The sequence below is a fragment of the Streptomyces colwelliae genome, assembly GCF_048158785.1.
Taxonomy (GTDB): domain Bacteria; phylum Actinomycetota; class Actinomycetes; order Streptomycetales; family Streptomycetaceae; genus Streptomyces.
This window is the reverse complement of record NZ_JBLTJC010000179.1, coordinates 1-20,394: the sequence shown is the minus strand read 5'-3', so window position 1 is coordinate 20,394 and position 20,394 is coordinate 1. Positions and strand designations below refer to the sequence as shown.

Genomic DNA, 20,394 nt, shown 5'->3' with positions numbered 1-20,394 from the left:
GCACGGCATGGCGTATTCCGCTACCGTCCGCGCATGGAGACCGGTGTGAACGGCGATGTGATCGTGGTCGGCGGGGGCGTCATCGGACTGACGACGGCCGTGGTGCTGGCGGAGCGCGGTGCCCGGGGGGCGCGGCGCCGTGCCAGGCGGTGTTGCGGACGCCGTAGGGGTCAGCTATCTGGCCCGGGGGTGTGGTGCCGGTCGTGTGCTCCACGCCCTTGCCGCCGGAGTACGGCAGTTGGGCCGAACCGTTGGCCTGTGCGGCGCCGCGCTCGTCCTCGGCCGGGGGCCGGGCACCGGGCAGTGCCGGACGCCCCGGCTGGGTCTCCTGCACCCGGGCAGCGGCTCGCGCGCCCGCGCGGTACGCGGCGATCGCCCCGGCCCGCGCGGCCCGGACGTCACTGACGGCCTCCGCCTCCCTGCGGGCCAGCGTGGCGGAAGCCCCGCTCCCACCACCGCCCTCCGCACCGACTCCGGGCAGCCCTCCGGCGGCCCGCGCCTCGATCGCGGCCCGCCGAGCGGCCTCGGGGTCCACACCACCGGGACCTACGGCAGGGGTGACTGCGCCGGTGCCGGGTCCGCCACCCGCGCCGCCGAAGCCGATCGCCCCGCCACCACCGGTGCCGCCGCCACGGGAGTCACCGGGGACCGCAGGGACCGTAGAGCCGCCACGTGACATGGAACCGGCCGGAGCCGTCGAGCCCGCGGGAGCGATGGAGCCGCCCGGGGCCGTGGAACCCGCACGCGGCGCAGAACCGCCGGGAGCCGTGGAACCCGCGCGCGGCACAGAGCCGCCGTGCGCTCTGAGACTCGCGGGTACCGCTGGCCCGGCGCCAGGTCCCGGACCCGGACCCGGTCCGCCACCGTGCTGTCCTTGCCCCCCGCGTTCGTCCTCGCCGTCCTGGACCGGCACCGGGTCGTAGCCGCACAGTGCCTCCTCCGCCGCGCCGACCGCGAGGCCGGTCAGCATCACGCGGCCGTCGTCGCAGACGAGCACCGTGCGGGCGGTGATGTTCCGGTGGACCCAGCCGTGCGCGTGCAGGACCCGCAACGCCATCAGCACGTCGGAGGCGACCTCGGCCGCCCGGTACGGCGACAGCGGCTTCTCGACGAGCAGCGCGGACAACGGCTGGGCGGACACCAGTTCGCTCACTATCCACAGCGAACCGCCCTCGGCGAACACGTCGAAGACCTGGTCCAGCCGGGGATGGTCGGGGATCCGCGCCGCGGCCTGCGCGGCCTCGACCGCGCGCCGTACCGCCGGATCGGAGGGCCGCCGCGTGGCGGTCCGCGCCGCGGTCGGCCGCCTGGCCCCTCGGTCGCGCGCCGTGAACCCGTCGGGCAGCCCGTCCTCGCCGAGCACCTCCGCCTCGACGACCTCGGGCAACGGCACCTGGCGTACCAGGACTTCCTGCCCGCTGTAGGTGTCGAAGGCCCGGGTCTCGGTGAGTTCGTACTCGTCGGAGGGCGGCAGCGGCAGGCGGTAGCGGTCGGCGAGCACCCGACCCGCATAGTCGTCCACGTTGCCTCCCCCGGCCGCCCGGTTGGTCAATTCCGTTCGCCTTGCGCCCCGTTCCGCCTACATACCTGGATGCGTACGGTCCACAACCACTCACGATACGTGCCGGAGGCAACCCGCAAAGAGGGGTTGACGGATCTGGCGCGCCAAACCCGGACCCACCCGCCTCACGACTTCGGTTCGAACGTCTTCGTCAGGGTTGTCCAGGTGTCCTTACGGAGCTCAGTACCCCAATTGGCGGCTTTCGCGGTGTACATGAGCGCATATCCGAGATGACTGTTGACGACGAACCCGCGGTCGATGGTGCGGTACTTCGTCCCGCCGTCCTCATAGGTGAACTCCCAGTCGGCCGTGTTCCAGCTCCGGTAGTCCACCTCCGCTATTCGGATCCGCGTGTACCCGGAGCGCGTCATGTACCGCTCCTGGTTCTTCCAGTCCGCCACCGGGTCACCCTTCGGCGTACTGGTCCAGGCGATCAGCAGCTTCTGCCCGTCGGGCCCGGTCAGCCGGACCCCCGCGGAGTCGGTCGACTGGTACGACCACCCGGCGGGCAGCCCGATCGAGAACCCCTGGCTCCCCTTGTACGTCTTCACGACCGCGGCGCCGCCCGACGAGCCGTCCGCCGCGCCACCGGTCCCGCCGGACGCGCTCGTACCCGAACTCGCCGTACTCCCCGCGGCCGGTGCCGTCGCCGTGGAGTCGGTCTGCGCACCGCCCGTGCTCCCGGTGTCGCCGTCGTCCTTCTTGGTGCCGGTGCTCGCACTCGCGCTCGCGCTGACACTGCTGTCCGCCTTGGCGCCGCTGGTGTGCTTCGACCCCTTGGAGTCGTCGTCATCGCCACCGAGCGTGAACGCCAGCACGACACCGACCACCGCGAGCAAGATGACGATCGCGATGATCACCAGCGTCCGCTTCGGCACCACATCGGTGAGCGGCGCCCTCGGCACCGGCCGCGGCGGCAGATCCGGCGGCGTCATCACGGGCCACCCGGAACTCCGCCCGCCCGAACCCGAGTTGGCCCCCCGCGCACCCACCTCGTGCGTAGCGGCGCCCAGGTCCCGGGTACCGGAGTCCCGCAGTCCCGACTCCCGCAGACCCGACGACTGCGCACCCAGGTCACGCGTACCCGCGTCACGTGCACCCGAGTCACGCGTCCCCGAGTCCGACGCACCGGCCTTCGCCGCAGGGCCGCCGGCAGCGCCCGAACCGGCAACAGCTCCTGAACCGGCCGCAGTTCCGGCGCCGGCCGGAGCTCCTGCGCCGGCCGCGGCTCCCTCACCGGTCGACGTCCCGGAACGGGTCGCCGAACCAGAAGCGCCCCCCGACCGGGCCGAAGGCACCCCGGGCGTCCGGGGCCCGCCGGCCGCAGGCCCTGAACTCCCGCCGGCCGCAGGCCCTGAACTCCCGTCGGCAGCCCCGCCCTTCGCACCTCCGGAGCCGACAGCACCGGAGCCACTCTTGCCCGGAGCACCGGCACCGCCGGCGGCCCCGGCACCCACACCCGAGCCACCCGGCTTACCGGCGACGGGAGTTGAAGCCGCCCCGGAACCCGAACCCGCGGCCTCAGCCGCACCCGGAGTCGTAGCGGAACCCGCAGCCGCCGAAGTGGCCGCCCCGGCCGCCGCCGAACCGCCTGCGGCCTTCCGCATGGAACGCAACGCCCCACGCAACCGCTCGGCCCCCGCCGAAGGACCCGAACTCCCGCTGCCGCCACCGCTCTTCTTGCCGCCGGACTCCGAAGGCCCCGGCTGCGGAGGCAACGGCACCACCCTCGTCGCGTCCGCCGCCGGCACCGGCTCGGCCGCCTTCGGCTCGGGCGCGTGGATCACCGCGTTGAGCATCGCCCGGGCACCCGCGTCGTCGAGACGCTGGGCCGGGTCCTTGTTCAGCAGGCCGTAGATGACGTCCTTCAACGGCCCGGCGTTCTTCGGCTCCTCCAGCGGCTCGGTCATCACCGCGGTGAGCGTGGCGATCGCGGAGCCCTTGTCGTACGGCGGTGCGCCCTCGACCGCCGCGTACAGCAACCCGCCGAGCGACCAGAGGTCGGCCGCCGGACCCGGCTTGTGCCCGCGAGCCCGCTCCGGGGAGATGTAGGAGGGCGCCCCGACGAGCATGCCGGTGGAGGTGATCGACGGGTCGCCCTCGACCTGCGCGATACCGAAGTCGGTGAGCACGACCCGGCCGTCCTCGGCGATCAGCACGTTCGACGGCTTCACGTCGCGGTGCAGGATGCCCTCGCGGTGCGCGGACCGCAGGACGTCGAGTATCGCGAGCCCGACCTCGGCCGCGCGCCGCGGCTTCAGCAGGCCGTCCTCCCGGATGGCCTCGGCGAGCGACTTGCCCTCGACCAACTCCATGACGATCCACGGCCGGTCGTCCTCGTCGACGACGTCGTAGACCGTCACCGCGCTGGTGTTGCGGATCCGCGCGATGGCCTTGGCCTCGCGCAACGTCCGCGTGATCAGCCGGCGTTTCTCGTCCTCGTCGATGCTGGACGGGAACCGCAACTCCTTCACGGCGACCGTCCGGCCCAGGGTTTCGTCCTCGGCACGCCACACCGTGCCCATGCCTCCGCGGCCGAGCACTGCTCCCAACCGGTACCGCCCGGCGAGGAGACGTTCGCTCTTGTCCTGACGGGATGTCCCCGCCCGCTCCGCCTCCGACATGCGTCCCCTCATGCAACCCGCCCTGACAGAGCCTCCATTGTCCCCCACCGAACAAGTGCCCAACGCCCAGGGGGCCTCTCCGCGCGCACCGAAGGCACATCCGGCCGGACATCCGACGCAGGTCACACAGCCAAGGCGGGCAGGATGACCGGTGAGAACGGAGGATCACGATGCCCACTCCTCGGACACTGCTGGCCATTCCGGTGTCCCTGGCCTTCCTCTGCCTGTCCACGGCCGCCTCCCAGGCCCACCCGGCACCGAGCACGAACGCCCTGGTCAGACTGCTGGTCGCCCGAGGCGGAGCCCCCGCCGCGGCGCTACTGGCCCACGACAGCACGGGCTTCGGCAACGAGCCGACCGGGACGGACCTCGCGCGGGCCGCGACGGACTACGCACTCGGCACGACGGACTACGCACAAGCCGGAACAGGCATCAGCCGCGCCGACCACTTCCGCGCCGGCAGCATCACGAAGACCTTCATCGCGACCGTGGTCCTCCAACTCGCCGCCGAACACCGGCTGTCCCTGTCCGACACGGTGGAGCAGCACCTGCCCGGTCTGGTACACGGAGCGGGCAACGACGGGCGCGCGCTGACCCTCCGTTCCCTGCTCACCCACACCAGCGGCCTGTACGACTTCACCGCGGTCACTGGCGGCACGGTCCCCGTCTCCCCAACTGAGGCCGTCCGTATAGCAGTCACCCACCCTCCGGCCGATCGAGGCCGCTTCTCCTACTCGAACACCAACTACGTGCTGCTCGGCATGGTCATCGAGCAGGTCACCGGCGACTCGTACGCCACCGAGGCCGAGCGCCGCATCATCGCTCCGCTGCGTCTGACGGGCACCTCCTTCCCGGGCTCCCGCACCACACTTCCCTCGCCGCACGGCCGCGCCTACGCGACCGACGGCTCCGACGTCACCGATCTCGACCCGCGGGTGGCCGGCGCCGCGGGCGAGCTGGTGACCACGCTCACCGACCTGGACCGCTTCTACTCGGCCCTGCTCGGCGGCGGACTACTGCCCCCGCACTGGCTGCGCGAGATGCTCGACACCCGTACCGCACACGGCTCGTACGGCATGGGGCTGTTCCCGGTGACGCTCCCGTGCGGCATCACGGTGTGGGGGCACAACGGCCGGATCTCGGGCAGCTACGTGCGCACCGCAGCCACCGTCGACGGCCGTCATGTCCTCACCTTCCGTGTGAACACGAGCGGGATCGCAGACCCCGGCCTCGAACCGGCCCTGCTCGCCGCCGAGTTCTGCCCCCGCACCTCGTAGAACGGCCGGGTTCCGGACAAAGATCCCAGTTCGCGACACTCGTTCGAGTGAAGCCGACCCGGGCCGGGCTGAGCCGGGCTGGGCTGAGCCGGGCCGGGCCGGGCTGGGCTGGGCTGGGCCGCCGGGCTGGGCCGACCGCACCCGGCGGCGCTACAGCGGCGCGATGTCCGGCGCCCCCAACCGCGCCGCGTCCGCCGTGAGGTCGTCCGGCTGGCGTTGCGACTCCCGCTCGGCCTCCACCCGCTTCTCGTAGTGCTCGACCTCGCGCTCGATCTGGTCCTTGTCCCAGCCGAGCACCGGTGCCATCAACTCGGCCGCCTCACGGGCGCTGCGCGTGCCCCGGTCGAAGGTCTCGATCGAGATGCGGGTGCGGCGGGTGAGGACGTCGTCGAGATGCCGCGCGCCCTCGTGCGAGGCGGCGTAGACGACCTCGGCGCGCAGATAGTCGTCGGCGAACTGGAGGGGTTCGCCGAGCGCGGGGTCCTTGGCGATGAGGTCGAGGACCTCCTCGGCCATCGACCCGAAACGGTTCAGCAGGTGCTCGACCCGCACCACATGGATGCCGGTCTTGGAGGCGATCCGCGCCCGCGCGTTCCACAGCGCCCGGTACCCCTCCGCGCCGAGCAGCGGCACGTCCTCGGTGACGCACTCGGCGACTCGCATGTCGAGCCCGTGCACCGCCTCGTCCACGGCGTCCTTGGCCATCACCCGGTACGTCGTGTACTTGCCGCCCGCCACGACGACGAGCCCCGGCACCGGATGCGCGACGGTGTGCTCGCGCGACAGCTTGCTGGTGGCGTCGGACTCACCGGCGAGCAGGGGCCGTAGTCCCGCGTACACACCCTGGACGTCGTCTCTGGTCAGCGGCACCGCGAGCACCGAGTTCACGTGCTCCAGCAGGTAGTCGATGTCGGCGCTGGACGCGGCCGGGTGGGCCTTGTCGAGGTCCCAGTCGGTGTCGGTGGTCCCGACGATCCAGTGCCGGCCCCACGGGATGACGAACAGCACGGACTTCTCGGTGCGCAGGATCAGCCCGCTGGTGGAGTTGATGCGGTCCTTGGGGACGACGAGGTGGATGCCCTTGGAGGCCCGCACGTGGAACTGGCCGCGCTCCCCGACCATCGCCTGGGTGTCGTCGGTCCACACGCCCGTGGCGTTCACGATCTGCTTGGCGCGGATCTCGTACTCCCCGCCCGCCTCGACGTCCTGCACCCGGGCGCCGACCACGCGCTCGCCCTCGCGCAGGAAGCCGGTCACCCGCGCGCGGTTGGCCACTTTCGCGCCGTACGACGAGGCCGTGCGCACCAGGGTGGCCACATAGCGGGCGTCGTCCATCTGCGCGTCGTAGTACTGAAGGGCGCCGACCAGGGCGTCCTTCTTCAACGCGGGCGCCACGCGCAGGGCATGACCGCGGCTCAGGTGGCGGTGCGTGGGCAGACCCCGGCCATGCGCGCGGGCCATGGACATCGCGTCGTAGAGCGCGACGCCCGAGCCGGCGTAGAGGCGCTCCCAGCCCTTGTGCTGGAGCGGATACAGGAACGCCACGGGCTTCACCAAGTGCGGGGCCAGGCGCTCCAGCAGCAGTCCGCGTTCCTTGAGGGCCTCGCGGACGAGGGCGAAGTCGAGCATCTCCAGATAGCGCAGACCTCCGTGGATGAGCTTGCTGGACCTGCTCGACGTGCCGGACGCCCAGTCGCGCGCCTCGACCAGCCCCGTGGACAGGCCGCGGGTCACGGCGTCCAGGGCGGTGCCCGCGCCGACCACACCTCCGCCCACCACGAGCACATCCAGTTCGCGCTCGGCCATTCCCGCCAGTGCCTCGGCTCGCTGCGCCGGACCCAGTGTCGCTGTCCTCACCGCTGCCTCCCGCTATCGGTAGCGCCGGCCGCACCCGTTCGGCGAAGCCCGGTTCGTATCCCTCCTGCCCAAATTCTGACCGGGTTGCCCGACTTCAGCCACCACTCGCCCCCAGCCTGTGGACAACAATCACAGGACTGCCGAAAAACACAGCCGTCCAATCCCGCATAACGGTCATATTTACTCCTAGTCTGACATTGCGCTCGCTCGTTCTGTCCACAGGGCTTGCGCACCTGTCCCGCTTCGGTTATCTGTCCCGCTTCGGTTATTGGGAAGGACGGCCCACGCCATGCCCGCAGATCTCGCCGTCATCGGACTCGGTCCTCTCGGCCTGCCCCTGGCCCAGGCCGCTGTCGCCGCCGGTATCGCCACGGCCGGCTTCAAGACCGGCCCCGAGGCCGGCTCCCTCAGCCCCGCCGAACTGCGCCGGATGCTCTCGGGGGGCTTCCGGCCGGCCACCAACCCCGCCGAGCTCGGCCGCGTACGCACCGCCGTGATCTGCGCGCCGACCCCCCGGGACGCGGACGGCGGCCTCGACCTCAGCCAGGTGGAGACGGCCGCCCGCACCCTCGCGGCCCACCTGCGCCCGCACACCACGGTGATCCTGGAGTCACCGGTGCACCCCGGCACCACCGAGAACTTCCTGCGCCCGCTCCTCGAAGAGGGCTCGGGCCTCCGCGCGGGCCGCGACTTCCACCTCGCGTACTCCCCCAGCCGCATCGACCCCGGCAACCGCGACTTCACCCCGGCCAACACCCCCAAGGTGATCGGCGGCCTCACCCCCGCCTGCACCGAGTCGGCCGCCGCCTTCTACGGCCGTCTCACCGACAAGGTGGTACGCGCGCGTGGCCTGCGCGAAGCGGAAACCGTGCAGCTCCTGGAGACCAACTTCCGGCACGTCAACATCGCCCTCGTCAACGAAATGGCCGTCCTGTGCCACGACTTGGGCGTCGACCTGTGGGACGTCATCCGCTGCGCGGAGACCAAGCCGTTCGGCTACCAGGCCTTCCGCCCCGGCCCCGGCGTCGGCGGCCACGCGGTCCCCCAGGACCTGACAGGACACGGCCCCCGCCCTCTCCGCATGGTCGAACTCGCCCAGCAGGTCAACAACCAGATGCCCCGCTACGTCACCCAGCGCGCCGCCACGCTCCTCAACGAGCACGGCAAGTCCGCGCGCGGAGCACGGGTGTTGCTGCTCGGCGTCACCTACAAGGCCGACCTCGCCGACCAACAGGGCACCCCCGCCCAGGAGATCGCGATCCGCCTGATGGAACTCGGCGCCTCCGTCAGCTACCACGACCCGCACATCCCGTCGTGGAGCGTCCTGGACCGCCCGGTCCCCCGCGCGGACTCCCTCTACGAGGCGGCGGCCGACGCCGACCTGACGATCCTGCTCCAGCAGCACCGGACGTACGACCTCCAAGGCCTGTCCGTGAAGGCGCAGTTGCTGCTGGACACGCGGGGGGCGACACCGACGGGCGCGGCACACCGGCTCTGAGCACGAAAACGACTGGTCACAGGGTCACGTCGACCTGCTAATCTCCCCACACTCGTCGCACAGTTGTCGCATATCCGTGCGCGCGCATCTCTGCTTCACCTTTCCTGTCTTCGTATCCCGTGGGGGGATTTCTGTCATGAGCCAGTCAGCCACGCCACCACAGCAGCCACAGCCACAGCCGCAGCCCGAGGCGCAGGCACCTGCGCAGCCGCAGCCGGTCGACGGCAACCCGTACGCCCAGCAGCCCGGCGCCGTACCGCCGCCGCCCTCGGCTCCGTACGCCCCGCCCGCTCCCCAGCGGAACACCATGGTGCTCGGCCTGCTGACCGCCGTCGCCGCGGCCCTGGTCGCCGCCGGTATCTATGGCGTCGTCATCGGCACCACCAAGCACGAGATCGGCTGGGCGGCGGTCGGCGTCGGCTTCGTCATCGGCCTCGCGGCGGGCAGGCTCGGCGGGCGCAACCCCGTGCTCCCCGCGTTCAGCGCCGTTCTGGCCCTGGGCGCGGTCTACCTCGGCCAGCTGATCGGCGAGGCGATGATCGGCGCGGACGAACTCGGCGTGAACTTCAGCAAGGTGTTCTTCGACCACTTCGACGTGGTCCAGGAAGCCTGGAAGGCCGACGCCGACCCGCTCACCTTCGTCTTCTTCGCCATCGCCGCGTTCGCCGCGTTCTCCGGCACCAAGAAGGCGGCGCTCTGACCCCGGCGCGCGGGGTGTGCAGGGGGCGCATGAGGTGGGGTGTGCGTCGGGGGCTGGTGGCGTGCGACTCGCGGCGCCGGTACCGTAAGAAACAGGTGGAGCCCGCCGCAGCGGGCGCTGCGGCGGGCTCCTGAAAAGTGAACGGAGTGTCCACCCCTAGTCCTTATAGGGGTGGCCGCTCACTTTCCTCCATAGATCCACAAGATGCACCTCCTCCGGAACTTCACCAGCCGAAGCCAAGTTCGGTCCCATCGGGTGGGCTTGCGGTGACGACCCATGGGTGCGCCCCCTTCCGCGACGCCACCCATTGGCCCGGTAGGCGGCTCGTCGGAACTCGGGCCGGGCCCCGAGAGCCCGGGTCCGGAACCATGTCCCTGGAAGGGGGCGACCCAAAAGAACAGGGCCGCCGATCAAGGACACTAGCCGCCCGACACGGCCAAACGGCTCACAATCACCCCGAACGCAACCGTGCGCCCCCCTGGTCCCAACACGCGCCCCACCAGCCCCACTTGGGCACACGAAAGGGCCCGGACCACCCAGGCCCGGGCCCTTCGAAGCGTCGTAGAACCGCCTACCGCCTACCGCTTGTGCTGTGAGTCGGCCACCGTGACCTCGACCCGCTGGAACTCCTTCAGCTCGCTGTACCCGGTCGTCGCCATCGCGCGCCGCAGCGCCCCGAAGATGTTCATCGAGCCGTCGGGGATGTGGGACGGGCCGGTGAGGATCTCCTCGATCGTGCCGACCGTGCCGAGGTCGACCTTCTTGCCACGCGGGAGTTCCTCGTTGACCGCTTCCATGCCCCAGTGGTGACCCTTGCCCGGCGCGTCCGTCGCGCGGGCGAGCGGGGAGCCCATCATGACCGCGTCCGCGCCGCAGGCGATCGCCTTGGGGAGGTCGCCGGACCAGCCGACACCGCCGTCGGCGATGACGTGCACGTACCGGCCGCCGGACTCGTCCATGTAGTCGCGGCGGGCGGCGGCGACGTCGGCGACCGCCGTGGCCATCGGGACCTGGATGCCCAGCACGTTGCGCGTGGTGTGCGCGGCGCCGCCGCCGAAGCCGACGAGCACGCCCGCCGCGCCGGTGCGCATCAGGTGCAGGGCCGCGGTGTACGTGGCGCAGCCGCCGACGATCACCGGGACGTCCAGCTCGTAGATGAACTGCTTCAGGTTCAGCGGCTCGTGCGAACCCGACACGTGCTCCGCCGAGACCGTCGTACCGCGGATGACGAAGATGTCCACGCCCGCGTCGACGACGGCCTTGGAGAACTGGGCCGTGCGCTGCGGGGAGAGTGCGGCCGCGGTGACCACGCCCGAGTCGCGTACCTCCTTGATGCGCTGCCCGATCAGCTCCTCCTTGATGGGAGCGGCGTAGATCTCCTGGAGGCGGCGGGTCGCGGCGTCCACGTCCAGCCCGGTGATCTCGTCGAGCAGCGGCTGCGGGTCCTCGTACCGCGTCCAGAGGCCTTCGAGGTTCAGCACGCCGAGGCCGCCGAGCTCGCCGATGCGGATCGCGGTGGCCGGGGAGACGACCGAGTCCATGGGGGCGGCCAGGAAGGGCAGTTCGAAGCGGTAGGCGTCGATCTGCCAGGCGATCGAGACCTCCTTCGGGTCCCGCGTACGGCGGCTGGGGACGACGGCGATGTCGTCGAAGGCGTACGCCCGGCGGCCGCGCTTGCCGCGCCCGATCTCGATCTCAGTCACGTGTGTGGCCTTTCCTTCTTGCGTCTCAGCGTCTTCCAGTATCGCCGACGGGTACGACAAGGGCGGCCCCGGTGTGTCCGGAGCCGCCCTTGAGGAAGCCTGCCGACTACTTGCTGCGGCTGTAGTTCGGTGCCTCGACCGTCATCTGGATGTCGTGCGGGTGGCTCTCCTTGAGGCCCGCCGACGTGATCCGGACGAAGCGGCCCTTGGTGTCCATCTCCTCGATGGTGGCCGCGCCCACATAGCCCATGGTCTGGCGCAGACCGCCGACGAGCTGGTGCAGCACGTTGGCCAGCGGGCCGCGGTAGGGCACCTGGCCCTCGATGCCCTCGGGCACGAGCTTGTCGTCGGAGGCGACCTCGGCCTGGAAGTAGCGGTCCTTCGAGTACGACCGACCCTGACCGCGGGACTGCATCGCGCCGAGCGAGCCCATGCCGCGGTACGACTTGAACTGCTTGCCGTTGATGAACTGCAACTCGCCCGGTGACTCCTCGCAGCCCGCGAGCAGGCTGCCCAGCATCACCGCGTCGGCGCCGGCGGCGAGCGCCTTGCCGATGTCGCCGGAGTACTGGAGTCCGCCGTCACCGATGAGCGGGACGCCGGCCGCGCGGGCGGCGAGGGACGCTTCGTAGATCGCGGTGACCTGCGGGACGCCGATGCCGGCGACGACACGGGTCGTACAGATCGAGCCGGGGCCGACGCCGACCTTGATGCCGTCGACACCCGCGTCGACCAGGGCCTGGGCGCCGTCGCGGGTGGCGACGTTGCCGCCGATCACGTCGACGTTCACGCTCGACTTGATCTTCGCCATCCAGTTGAGGGCGTTGCTGTTGTGGCCGTGCGAGGTGTCGACGACCAGGAAGTCCACACCGGCCTCGGCGAGACCCTGGGCGCGCTCGAGCGCCTCGGGGCTGGCGCCCACGGCGGCGCCGACGATGAGGCGGCCCTCGGCGTCCTTGGCGGCGTTCGGGTACTGCTCGGCCTTGACGAAGTCCTTGACCGTGATGAGGCCCTTGAGGATGCCTGCCTCGTCGACGAGGGGCAGCTTCTCGATCTTGTGGCGGCGCAGCAGCTGCATGGCGTCGGCGCCGGTGATGCCGACGTTGCCGGTGACCAGGGGCATCGGGGTCATGACCTCGCGCACCTGACGGGAGCGGTCGGTCTCGAAGGCCATGTCGCGGTTGGTGACGATGCCGAGCAGCTTCTTGTTGCCGTCGGTCACCGGGACGCCGCTGATGCGGAACTTGGCGCACAGCGCGTCGGCCTCGGCGAGCGTGGCGTCCGGGTGCACGGTGATCGGGTCGGTGACCATGCCGGACTCGGAGCGCTTCACGAGGTCGACCTGGTTGACCTGGTCCTCGACGGACAGGTTGCGGTGCAGGACGCCGACACCGCCCTGGCGGGCCATCGCGATCGCCATCCGGGACTCGGTCACCTTGTCCATCGCCGCGGAGAGCAGCGGGATGTTGACCCGGACGTTGCGCGAGATGCGGGACGAGGTGTCGACCGCGTTCGGGAGCACGTCTGACGCGCCCGGCAGCAGCAGCACGTCGTCGTAGGTCAGCCCTAGTGTCGCGAATTTGGCGGGCACTCCGTCGACGTTGGCAGTCATGACACCTTCCCCAAATGGCCTTGATCGGTGCGGATGTCCATGCTAACGGGAAGCAGGGGTCGCGAATTCCACGATTCCACGGCGGTGACCGACTCCTGGCTTCGTATGTTCGTACGTGATCGGTCGGCCGACTGTTCAAGGAAGGCGCTGTCACTCCAGGCGCGCGCAAGGCGCCACCAGCCGTCACCGAAGGCGTTGTTGGCCGCTCCGGAGAGCCGTGCCCTACTGCTCGGCCAGTGCCCGCAGTCGGCTCAGTGCCCGGTGCTGGGCGACCCGGACCGCGCCGGGTGACATTCCCAACATCTGACCGGTCTCCTCCGCCGTCAGCCCTACGGCGATGCGGAGAAGGAGCAGCTCGCGCTGGTTCTCCGGCAGGTTGGCCAGGAGTTTCTTGGCCCATTCGGCGTCGCTGCTGAGCAGGGCGCGCTCTTCGGGGCCGAGGGAGTCGTCCGGGCGCTCCGGCATCTCGTCGGAGGGGACGGCCGTGGAACCGGGGTGGCGCATCGCGGCCCGCTGGAGGTCGGCGACCTTGTGGGCGGCGATGGCGAAGACGAAGGCCTCGAAGGGACGGCCGGTGTCCTTGTAGCGCGGCAGTGCGAGGAGGACGGCAACGCAGACCTCCTGGGCGAGGTCCTCCACGAAGTGCCGTGCGTCGCCCGGGAGTCGGGACAGCCGGGTACGGCAGTAGCGCAACGCCAGTGGGTGGACGTGGGCGAGCAGATCGTGGGTGGCCTGCTCGTCTCCGTCGACCGCGCGAAGGACGAGTCCACCAATCGCCCCTGGGGCACTGGCCGCCTCGTCGTCACGCATCGGTCCATGGTGCCTTGTGGCCGAAGGGTCCGTGGCACCGCGTCCGTTGTTGTGCACCGAAGCGTTATGAGCAGGTGCGCCGGAACTCATCTCCTGCGCCCTCCCCTCCCGCTTGACCGACTCGTCCCCGAGGAACTCCACACCTCAAGGATGCGGCATCCGCGGCGAAACGAGCAGCGGGTACCCGGCAGGTCCCTTCACCGTCCCCGCCCACCCGGTGGCGGGCGGGGATTCTCGTATCCCCGCTACGACCCACTGACCTGGTCCTAACGGACCAGACCCCACCGGAAACCGAGCGCCACGGCGTGTGCCCGGTCGGAGGCGCCGAGTTTCTTGAAGAGGCGCCGCGCGTGCGTTTTGACCGTGTCCTCGGAGAGGAACAGCTCTCGGCCGATCTCCGCGTTCGAGCGGCCGTGGCTCATGCCCTCCAGGACCTGGATCTCGCGCGCGGTGAGCGTCGGTGCGGCGCCCATCTCGGCGGACCGCAGGCGGCGCGGGGCCAGTCGCCAGGTCGGGTCGGCGAGGGCCTGGGTGACCGTGGCCCGCAGTTCGGCGCGCGAGGCGTCCTTGTGCAGATAGCCGCGGGCGCCGGCCGCGACCGCGAGGGCCACGCCGTCCAGGTCTTCGGCGACGGTGAGCATGATGATGCGTGCGCCCGGGTCGGCGGACAGCAGCCGCCGCACGGTCTCGACACCGCCGAGTCCGGGCATGCGGACGTCCATCAGGATGAGGTCCGAGCGGTCGGCACCCCAGCGGCGGAGGACTTCCTCGCCGTTGGCCGCCGTCGTCACGCGCTCGACACCGGGCACGGTCGCGACCGCGCGGCGGAGCGCCTCTCGGGCAAGCGGGGAGTCGTCACAGACGAGGACGGATGTCATGGCCGCCCTCCGCAACTGATGCGCGTCACCTTGAGCCTCCAGGCTGGTACGAAATCGTCACCTGTGCGGTCGATCGTCTCGGACGCCTGCCCGAGCACTTGTTGTTTTCAACCGCCTCGCACTCTCAACGACGGTCACTCGAAAGAGTTACGGGGCCGCGTGCCATCTTCGGCACTCTACGTGAGGGTGCGGACACGGTGGAGGCGTGCGCGGCCGACCCACAAGCTTTCATCACAACCGGTGCCCCATTCAGCCCTATTTCTTCCCTTTTGCTGGTGTCTGAGGCTAGATTCGCAATGAGTCATATTTTCATCTCCTTAGATCGTAGTTGTACGGTCGTGGACACCGTATCCGCCCATAACGGCTACAAGGGGTCACGCAATGGCAGATTTCTCCCGCCTTCCCGGACCGAACGCGGACCTGTGGGACTGGCAGCTCCTGGCTGCCTGCCGAGGGGTCGACAGCTCGCTCTTCTTTCATCCCGAGGGCGAGCGCGGTGCGGCACGAAGCGCTCGTGAGAACTCGGCCAAAGAGGTCTGCATGAGGTGCCCGGTCCGCGCACAGTGCGCGGCGCACGCGCTGGCGGTGCGCGAGCCGTACGGCGTCTGGGGCGGCCTGACCGAGGACGAGCGCGAAGAACTGATGGGACGGGCCCGCAACCGGCTCGTGTCGGCCTCGGCGGCCGGCGGGGACACCGTTTCGAACAACTGAAGGAACGTTTCTCCAACAAGCTCTCCAACAAGCTCTCCAACAGGTTCTCCAACAGGGGCACGCACACGCGTGCCCCCTACTTTTCGCGGGCCGCCCGCTCCAGCCGGTCCAGCGTCGCCGCCACCGCCGGCACTTGCGCCAGGTCCGGCAGCGTCAGCGCGACGATCTCCCGCCGCACCGCCGGTTCCAGCGTCACCGTCCGCGCGCCCCTGGGCCGTACGGACTCGATGGCGAGCTGGGGCAGGACGGCGACGCCCAGGCCCGCGCTCACCAGGCCGACGACCGCCGGATAGTCGTCGGTCGCGAAGTCGATGCGCGGAGTGAAACCGGCCCTCTCGCAGACCTCGACCAACTGGCCCCGGCAGCGCGGGCAGCCGGCGATCCAGGGTTCGTCGGCGAGTTCGCCGATGGCGACCGACTCCGCGCGCGCGTGCCGGTGTCTTTCCGGGACCAGGGCGACCAGGCGGTCGCTGAGCAGGGGGCGTACGACCAGGTCGGACCAGTCCTCCGCGCCCGCTGCCGTCTCGTAGCGGAAGGCGAGTGCCACGTCGCAGTCGCCCTCGCGGAGGAGCTCGACGGAGTTCGGCGGCTCGGCCTCCTCCAGGGAGACGCGGGTGCCGGGGTGGGCGGCGCGCAGGGCGGCCAGTGCGGTGGGGACGAGCGTCGAGCTGCCGCTGGGGAAGGAGACCAGGCGGACCCGGCCGGCGCGCAGGCCCGCGATCGCGGCGACCTCCTCCTCGGCCGCCGTCAGACCGGCGAGGATGCCGGCGCCGTGCCGGACGAGGGCCTCGCCCGCCTGGGTCAGGCGCATCTCGCGGCCGGTGCGGATCAGCAGCGGGGTGCCGACCGAGCTCTCCAGGGCCTTCATCTGCTGGCTGACGGCGGGCTGGGTGCAGCCCAGTTCACGCCCGGCCGCCGAGAAGGAGCCGGTGGCGGCGACGGCGCGCAGCACACGGAGATGTCGGGCCTCGATCATGCGGCGAGCATAAGGGCCCCTTGGGGGCAGTGGCGAATAATGTGACGCCCCTTTGGGATGGTCTCGTCTACCGTGCCGTCATGAAGCTTCTCTCGCTGAATCTGGGCCGGGCCACGGCCGTGCCGTACACGGAGCAGCCTGACGGGGTGACCGGCATCGACAAGCGGCCGACCGACGCGCCGGTGCGGGTGAGCGCGCCCGGGCCGAAGGGCGTCGCCGGGAGCGGGCTGGCCGGGGACGCGGTGTGCCACCGGCGGCACCACGGGGGCGACGACCAGGCGGTGTACGCGGTCGCGCGCGAGGATCTCGACGACTGGGAGCGGGAGTTGGGGCGCCCGCTGGCCAGCGGCTCCTTCGGGGAGAACCTGACGACACTGGGGCTCGACGTGTCCGGCGCGCGGATCGGCGAGCGCTGGCGGATCGGTCCCGAGGTGGTCCTGGAGGTCACGTGCGGGCGGATCCCGTGCCGTACCTTCCAGGACCATCTGGGCGAGCGTGAGTGGGTGAAACGGTTCACCGTGAAGGGTGCGCCGGGGGCCTATCTACGGGTGATCGAGCCCGGTGAGATCCGGGCGGGCGATGCGATCGAGATCGTCCACCGGCCCGGCCACGACGTGACGGTGGCCCTGCAGTTCCGTGCCGTGACGACCGAGCGGGAACTGCTGCCGCGGCTGCTCCCGGCGGGCGAGGCGTTGCATCCGGAGTCCCTCGCGCAGGCCCGGAAATATGTCGCGGAGCACCCGGGCTGACCCGCCGTCACGGCCCGTTCGACACGCTGTTCGACACGTGTTCGTCACGGATCGGGAGGGCCTGTGCAGAGATCGGACCGGCTCGCTCCGGGTCACTAATCTTGCGCCATGACAACGGCATTGATTACGGGATCGACCGCGGGGATCGGTGCCGCGTTCGCGCGGCGGCTCGCGGCGGACGGACACAACCTCGTGCTGGTGGCGCGGAACACCCAGCGGCTCGGGGAGCAGGCGACCGAACTGCACGACCGGCACGGCATCGAGGCGGAGGTGCTCACCGCCGACCTGGCCACGGACAAGGGCATCGACACGGTCGCCGCCCGCCTCGCCGACCGCAAGAACCCCGTCGACCTGCTGGTCAACAACGCGGGCTTCGGCAACAAGGGCCGCTACCTCGACGTGTCCATGGCCGACGAGCTGAAGATGCTCAAGGTGCACTGCGAGGCGGTGCTGCGGCTGACCAGCGCGGCGACCGAGGCGATGCGTGAGCGCGGGCGCGGCGGGGTGGTCAACGTGGCGTCGGTGGCGGCCTTCGTACCGCGCGGGACGTACGGCGCGTCGAAGGCGTGGGTCGTGCAGTTCACGCAGGGCGCGGCCAAGGACCTGGCCGGTACGGGCGTACGGCTGATGGCGCTGGCGCCCGGATTCGTGCGGACCGAGTTCCACGAGCGGGCCGGGATGGGCACCGACAACATCCCGAACTGGATGTGGCTCGACGCGGACAAGCTGGTCGCGGCGGCGCTCGCGGATCTGGCGCGCGGCAAGACGCTGTCGATCCCGGACCCGCGCTACAAGGCGCTGATGGGCCTGGTGAAGATCACTCCGCAGGCGGTGCTGGGCGGGGTCACCTCGAAGACCGGGCGGAAGTACGGGCCGCAGTGACGGCAGCCGCCCCGGTGGGGGCGGGCTCGGTGACGAAGGTTTCGGTGGAACGCGAAGGCCCGGCTCCCCCTGAGGGGCGCCGGGCCTTCGACGTACACGTACTACGGGTTCACCGACTCGCGTCAGTGGGAGTGGCCGTGGCTGTGACCAGCGGCGGCCGGCTCCTCCTCTTCCTTCTTCTCGACGACCAGGGTCTCGGTCGTGAGGAGCAGGGAGGCGATGGAGGCGGCGTTCTCCAGGGCGGAGCGGGTGACCTTGACCGGGTCGATGACGCCGGCCTTGACCAGGTCGCCGTACTCGCCGGTCGCGGCGTTGAAGCCCTGGCCGGGCTCCAGGTCGGCGACCTTGGCGGTGATGACGTAGCCCTCAAGACCGGCGTTCTCGGCGATCCAGCGCAGCGGCTCGACGACCGCGCGGCGCACGACGGCGACACCGGTGGCCTCGTCGCCGGTCTTGTCGAGGTTGCCCTCGAGGACCTTGGCGGCGTGCACCAGAGCGGAGCCACCACCGGAGACGATGCCCTCCTCGACCGCGGCGCGGGTCGCGGAGATGGCGTCCTCCAGACGGTGCTTCTTCTCCTTGAGCTCCACCTCGGTGGCGGCGCCGACCTTGATCACGCACACGCCGCCGGCCAGCTTCGCGAGGCGCTCCTGGAGCTTCTCGCGGTCCCAGTCGGAGTCGGTGTTCTCGATCTCGGCCTTGATCTGGTTGACGCGGCCCGCGACCTCGGAGGAGTCGCCGGCACCGTCGACGACGGTCGTGTCGTCCTTGGTGACCGTCACGCGGCGGGCGGAGCCCAGCACGTCCAGGCCGACCTGGTCGAGCTTGAGGCCGACCTCCTCGGCGATGACCTGACCGCCGGTGAGGGTGGCGAGGTCGCCGAGCATCGCCTTGCGGCGGTCACCGAAGCCGGGGGCCTTGACCGCGACCGCGTTGAACGTGCCGCGGATCTTGTTCACGACCAGGGTCGACAGGGCCTCGCCCTCGACGTCCTCGGCGATGATCAGCAGCGGCTTGGAGGCGTTGGCCTGGATGACCTTCTCCAGCAGCGGCAGCAGATCCTGGATGGAGCTGATCTTGCCCTGGTGGATGAGGATGTACGGGTCCTCGAGGACCGCTTCCATGCGCTCCTGGTCCGTCACGAAGTACGGCGACAGGTAGCCCTTGTCGAAGGCCATGCCCTCGGTGAAGTCCAGCTCCAGACCGAAGGTGTTGGACTCCTCGACGGTAATGACACCGTCCTTGCCGACCTTGTCCATCGCCTCGGCGATGAGCTCGCCGACCTGGCTGTCCTGCGCGGACAGACCGGCCACGGCGGCGATGTCGGCCTTGTCGTCGATCGGACGGGCGGTCGCGAGGAGCTCCTCGGACACGGCCTTGACGGCGGCGTCGATGCCCTTCTTCAGGGCGGCCGGGGAGGCACCCGCGGCGACGTTGCGCAGGCCCTCGCGGACGAGCGCCTGGGCGAGCACGGTGGCGGTGGTGGTGCCGTCACCCGCGATGTCGTTGGTCTTGGTCGCCACCTCCTTCACCAGCTGGGCACCGAGGTTCTCGTACGGGTCGTCGAGCTCGACCTCGCGGGCGATGGTGACGCCGTCGTTGGTGATGGTGGGGGCGCCGAACTTCTTGTCGATGACGACGTTGCGGCCCTTGGGGCCGATCGTCACCTTGACCGTGTCGGCAAGCTTGTTGACGCCGCGCTCGAGGGCGCGACGGGCGTCCTCGTCGAACTTCAGGATCTTCGCCATGGGAGCGGTTCAGCCCTCTCGGAAAACGTGGGTGAAACGAACTACGCCCCTGACGCCCGGCTTCATAAGGTCGCGGGGGCCAGGGGCGTAGCTCACATACTGAATATGCGTGAAGCGAATTACTTCTCGATGATCGCGAGCACGTCGCGGGCCGAGAGGACGAGGTACTCCTCGCCGCTGTACTTCACTTCGGTGCCGCCGTACTTGCTGTACAGCACGATGTCGCCGGTCTTCACGTCGAGCGGAAGACGCTCGCCGTTCTCGAAGCGGCCCGGGCCCACGGCCAGGACGACGCCCTCCTGGGGCTTCTCCTTGGCCGTGTCCGGGATGACCAGGCCAGAGGCCGTGGTCTGCTCGGCGTCGAGCGGCTGGACCACAATGCGGTCCTCAAGCGGCTTGATGGCAACCTTGGAGCTGGTGGTCGTCACGATCCGACCTCCCCCTTCGGAGATCTCACGGGGTTAACTGTCTGAGGTGGCGACCAGGTGGATCCGTCGTCGCGGGTGCCGGACCTGCCCGTCGCTATTGGCACTCTCCAGGGGGGAGTGCCAGACCTGAGACTATGACTGCGATTAGCACTCGGTCAAGCGGAGTGCCAATGCCCGCGGCGCTTGAGCCGAATTTCGACGTCGCCCTGAGCTGTGTGGCGGGCCTGTGCTGGTGTTGCCGTCTTGGGGACTGCGCCCCCAAACCCCCCTGTCGGCCTTCGGCCTCGTCCTCAGACGCCGGACGGGCTGATTGTGCTGGCCTGTGCTGAATACCGACCTGCGCCGAAGGGGTACGCCCCCTCGCCCACCCGAGCCGACAC

At 70.5% G+C, this 20,394-nt stretch carries 15 protein-coding genes and 1 pseudogene; 6 read left to right on the top strand and 10 right to left on the bottom strand.

Annotated elements, in window-relative coordinates; translation table 11 throughout:
* Positions 1 to 100 precede the first annotated feature (100 nt).
* Together ACNFOC_RS31165 and ACNFOC_RS31160 are read right to left on the bottom strand one after the other, a co-directional pair.
* Positions 101 to 1,552, bottom strand: a pseudogene (locus ACNFOC_RS31165) (protein kinase); the annotation flags it as partial.
* Between the two features lie 134 nt (positions 1,553 to 1,686).
* On the bottom strand, positions 1,687 to 4,185 hold the full coding sequence (locus ACNFOC_RS31160; protein ID WP_416962391.1) for a serine/threonine-protein kinase: 2,499 nt from the start codon (positions 4,183 to 4,185) through the stop codon (positions 1,687 to 1,689).
* Between the two features lie 170 nt (positions 4,186 to 4,355).
* Between ACNFOC_RS31160 and ACNFOC_RS31155 the strand changes: the two genes are divergently transcribed.
* On the top strand, positions 4,356 to 5,462 hold the full coding sequence (locus tag ACNFOC_RS31155) for a serine hydrolase domain-containing protein (RefSeq protein WP_416962390.1): 1,107 nt from the start codon (positions 4,356 to 4,358) through the stop codon (positions 5,460 to 5,462).
* Between the two features lie 150 nt (positions 5,463 to 5,612).
* Here the strand turns inward: ACNFOC_RS31155 and ACNFOC_RS31150 are convergent, their stop codons facing one another.
* The gene (locus ACNFOC_RS31150) at positions 5,613 to 7,319 is read right to left on the bottom strand and encodes a glycerol-3-phosphate dehydrogenase/oxidase (protein ID WP_416962389.1); all 1,707 of its coding nucleotides are present in this window, start codon (positions 7,317 to 7,319) and stop codon (positions 5,613 to 5,615) included.
* 289 nt (positions 7,320 to 7,608) lie between these two features.
* On the opposite strand from ACNFOC_RS31150, the gene ACNFOC_RS31145 reads away from it, so the two are divergent.
* Positions 7,609 to 8,817 (top strand): nucleotide sugar dehydrogenase, encoded by a 1,209-nt coding sequence (locus ACNFOC_RS31145; RefSeq protein WP_416962388.1) that lies wholly within the window; start codon positions 7,609 to 7,611, stop codon positions 8,815 to 8,817.
* 136 nt (positions 8,818 to 8,953) lie between these two features.
* Positions 8,954 to 9,517: a hypothetical protein gene (locus ACNFOC_RS31140; RefSeq protein ID WP_416962386.1), complete on the top strand. Its 564-nt coding sequence runs from the start codon at positions 8,954 to 8,956 to the stop codon at positions 9,515 to 9,517.
* Positions 9,518 to 10,095: 578 nt separating this feature from the next.
* Here ACNFOC_RS31140 and ACNFOC_RS31135 read toward each other — a convergent pair.
* The 4 genes from ACNFOC_RS31135 to ACNFOC_RS31120 all read right to left on the bottom strand — a co-directional run bounded on the left by ACNFOC_RS31135 (position 10,096) and on the right by ACNFOC_RS31120 (position 14,520).
* Positions 10,096 to 11,220: a GuaB3 family IMP dehydrogenase-related protein gene (locus ACNFOC_RS31135; protein WP_384155048.1), complete on the bottom strand. Its 1,125-nt coding sequence runs from the start codon at positions 11,218 to 11,220 to the stop codon at positions 10,096 to 10,098.
* 106 nt (positions 11,221 to 11,326) lie between these two features.
* The gene (gene guaB / locus ACNFOC_RS31130; RefSeq protein WP_416962385.1) at positions 11,327 to 12,832 is read right to left on the bottom strand and encodes an IMP dehydrogenase; all 1,506 of its coding nucleotides are present in this window, start codon (positions 12,830 to 12,832) and stop codon (positions 11,327 to 11,329) included.
* A gap of 222 nt (positions 12,833 to 13,054) precedes the next feature.
* Positions 13,055 to 13,642 carry a sigma-70 family RNA polymerase sigma factor gene (locus tag ACNFOC_RS31125; RefSeq protein ID WP_019055585.1) on the bottom strand — a complete coding sequence of 196 codons (588 nt, stop codon included), beginning with the start codon at positions 13,640 to 13,642 and terminating at the stop codon, positions 13,055 to 13,057.
* Positions 13,643 to 13,908: 266 nt separating this feature from the next.
* Positions 13,909 to 14,520: a response regulator transcription factor gene (locus tag ACNFOC_RS31120; RefSeq protein ID WP_003948568.1), complete on the bottom strand. Its 612-nt coding sequence runs from the start codon at positions 14,518 to 14,520 to the stop codon at positions 13,909 to 13,911.
* A gap of 381 nt (positions 14,521 to 14,901) precedes the next feature.
* Between ACNFOC_RS31120 and ACNFOC_RS31115 the strand changes: the two genes are divergently transcribed.
* On the top strand, positions 14,902 to 15,231 hold the full coding sequence (locus ACNFOC_RS31115) for a WhiB family transcriptional regulator (RefSeq protein ID WP_381248918.1): 330 nt from the start codon (positions 14,902 to 14,904) through the stop codon (positions 15,229 to 15,231).
* A gap of 76 nt (positions 15,232 to 15,307) precedes the next feature.
* Here ACNFOC_RS31115 and ACNFOC_RS31110 read toward each other — a convergent pair whose 3' ends face one another.
* Positions 15,308 to 16,207 carry a LysR family transcriptional regulator gene (locus ACNFOC_RS31110; RefSeq protein ID WP_416962381.1) on the bottom strand — a complete coding sequence of 300 codons (900 nt, stop codon included), beginning with the start codon at positions 16,205 to 16,207 and terminating at the stop codon, positions 15,308 to 15,310.
* Positions 16,208 to 16,287: 80 nt separating this feature from the next.
* On the opposite strand from ACNFOC_RS31110, the gene ACNFOC_RS31105 reads away from it, so the two are divergent.
* Positions 16,288 to 16,956, top strand: coding sequence for an MOSC domain-containing protein (locus tag ACNFOC_RS31105; RefSeq protein ID WP_416962380.1), 669 nt, complete (start codon positions 16,288 to 16,290; stop codon positions 16,954 to 16,956).
* Between the two features lie 108 nt (positions 16,957 to 17,064).
* Positions 17,065 to 17,838 (top strand): SDR family NAD(P)-dependent oxidoreductase, encoded by a 774-nt coding sequence (locus ACNFOC_RS31100; RefSeq protein ID WP_416962379.1) that lies wholly within the window; start codon positions 17,065 to 17,067, stop codon positions 17,836 to 17,838.
* A gap of 122 nt (positions 17,839 to 17,960) precedes the next feature.
* On the opposite strand, the gene groL is transcribed toward ACNFOC_RS31100, so the two are convergent.
* Entirely contained in the window at positions 17,961 to 19,586 is a 1,626-nt protein-coding gene (groL, locus tag ACNFOC_RS31095) for a chaperonin GroEL (protein WP_416962378.1), read from the bottom strand.
* 119 nt (positions 19,587 to 19,705) lie between these two features.
* Entirely contained in the window at positions 19,706 to 20,014 is a 309-nt protein-coding gene (groES, locus tag ACNFOC_RS31090; protein ID WP_019066754.1) for a co-chaperone GroES, read from the bottom strand.
* Positions 20,015 to 20,394 lie beyond the last annotated feature (380 nt).

Coding starts and splice junctions, on each gene's coding strand:
- ACNFOC_RS31160 (WP_416962391.1), bottom strand. CDS start 4,185: ATGTCGGAGGCGGAGCGGGCGGGGACATCCCGTCAGGACAAGAGCGAA.
- ACNFOC_RS31155 (WP_416962390.1), top strand. CDS start 4,356: ATGCCCACTCCTCGGACACTGCTGGCCATTCCGGTGTCCCTGGCCTTC.
- ACNFOC_RS31145 (WP_416962388.1), top strand. CDS start 7,609: ATGCCCGCAGATCTCGCCGTCATCGGACTCGGTCCTCTCGGCCTGCCC.
- ACNFOC_RS31140 (WP_416962386.1), top strand. CDS start 8,954: ATGAGCCAGTCAGCCACGCCACCACAGCAGCCACAGCCACAGCCGCAG.
- guaB (WP_416962385.1), bottom strand. CDS start 12,832: ATGACTGCCAACGTCGACGGAGTGCCCGCCAAATTCGCGACACTAGGG.
- ACNFOC_RS31125 (WP_019055585.1), bottom strand. CDS start 13,642: ATGCGTGACGACGAGGCGGCCAGTGCCCCAGGGGCGATTGGTGGACTC.
- ACNFOC_RS31120 (WP_003948568.1), bottom strand. CDS start 14,520: ATGACATCCGTCCTCGTCTGTGACGACTCCCCGCTTGCCCGAGAGGCG.
- ACNFOC_RS31115 (WP_381248918.1), top strand. CDS start 14,902: ATGGCAGATTTCTCCCGCCTTCCCGGACCGAACGCGGACCTGTGGGAC.
- ACNFOC_RS31110 (WP_416962381.1), bottom strand. CDS start 16,207: ATGATCGAGGCCCGACATCTCCGTGTGCTGCGCGCCGTCGCCGCCACC.
- ACNFOC_RS31105 (WP_416962380.1), top strand. CDS start 16,288: ATGAAGCTTCTCTCGCTGAATCTGGGCCGGGCCACGGCCGTGCCGTAC.
- ACNFOC_RS31100 (WP_416962379.1), top strand. CDS start 17,065: ATGACAACGGCATTGATTACGGGATCGACCGCGGGGATCGGTGCCGCG.
- groL (WP_416962378.1), bottom strand. CDS start 19,586: ATGGCGAAGATCCTGAAGTTCGACGAGGACGCCCGTCGCGCCCTCGAG.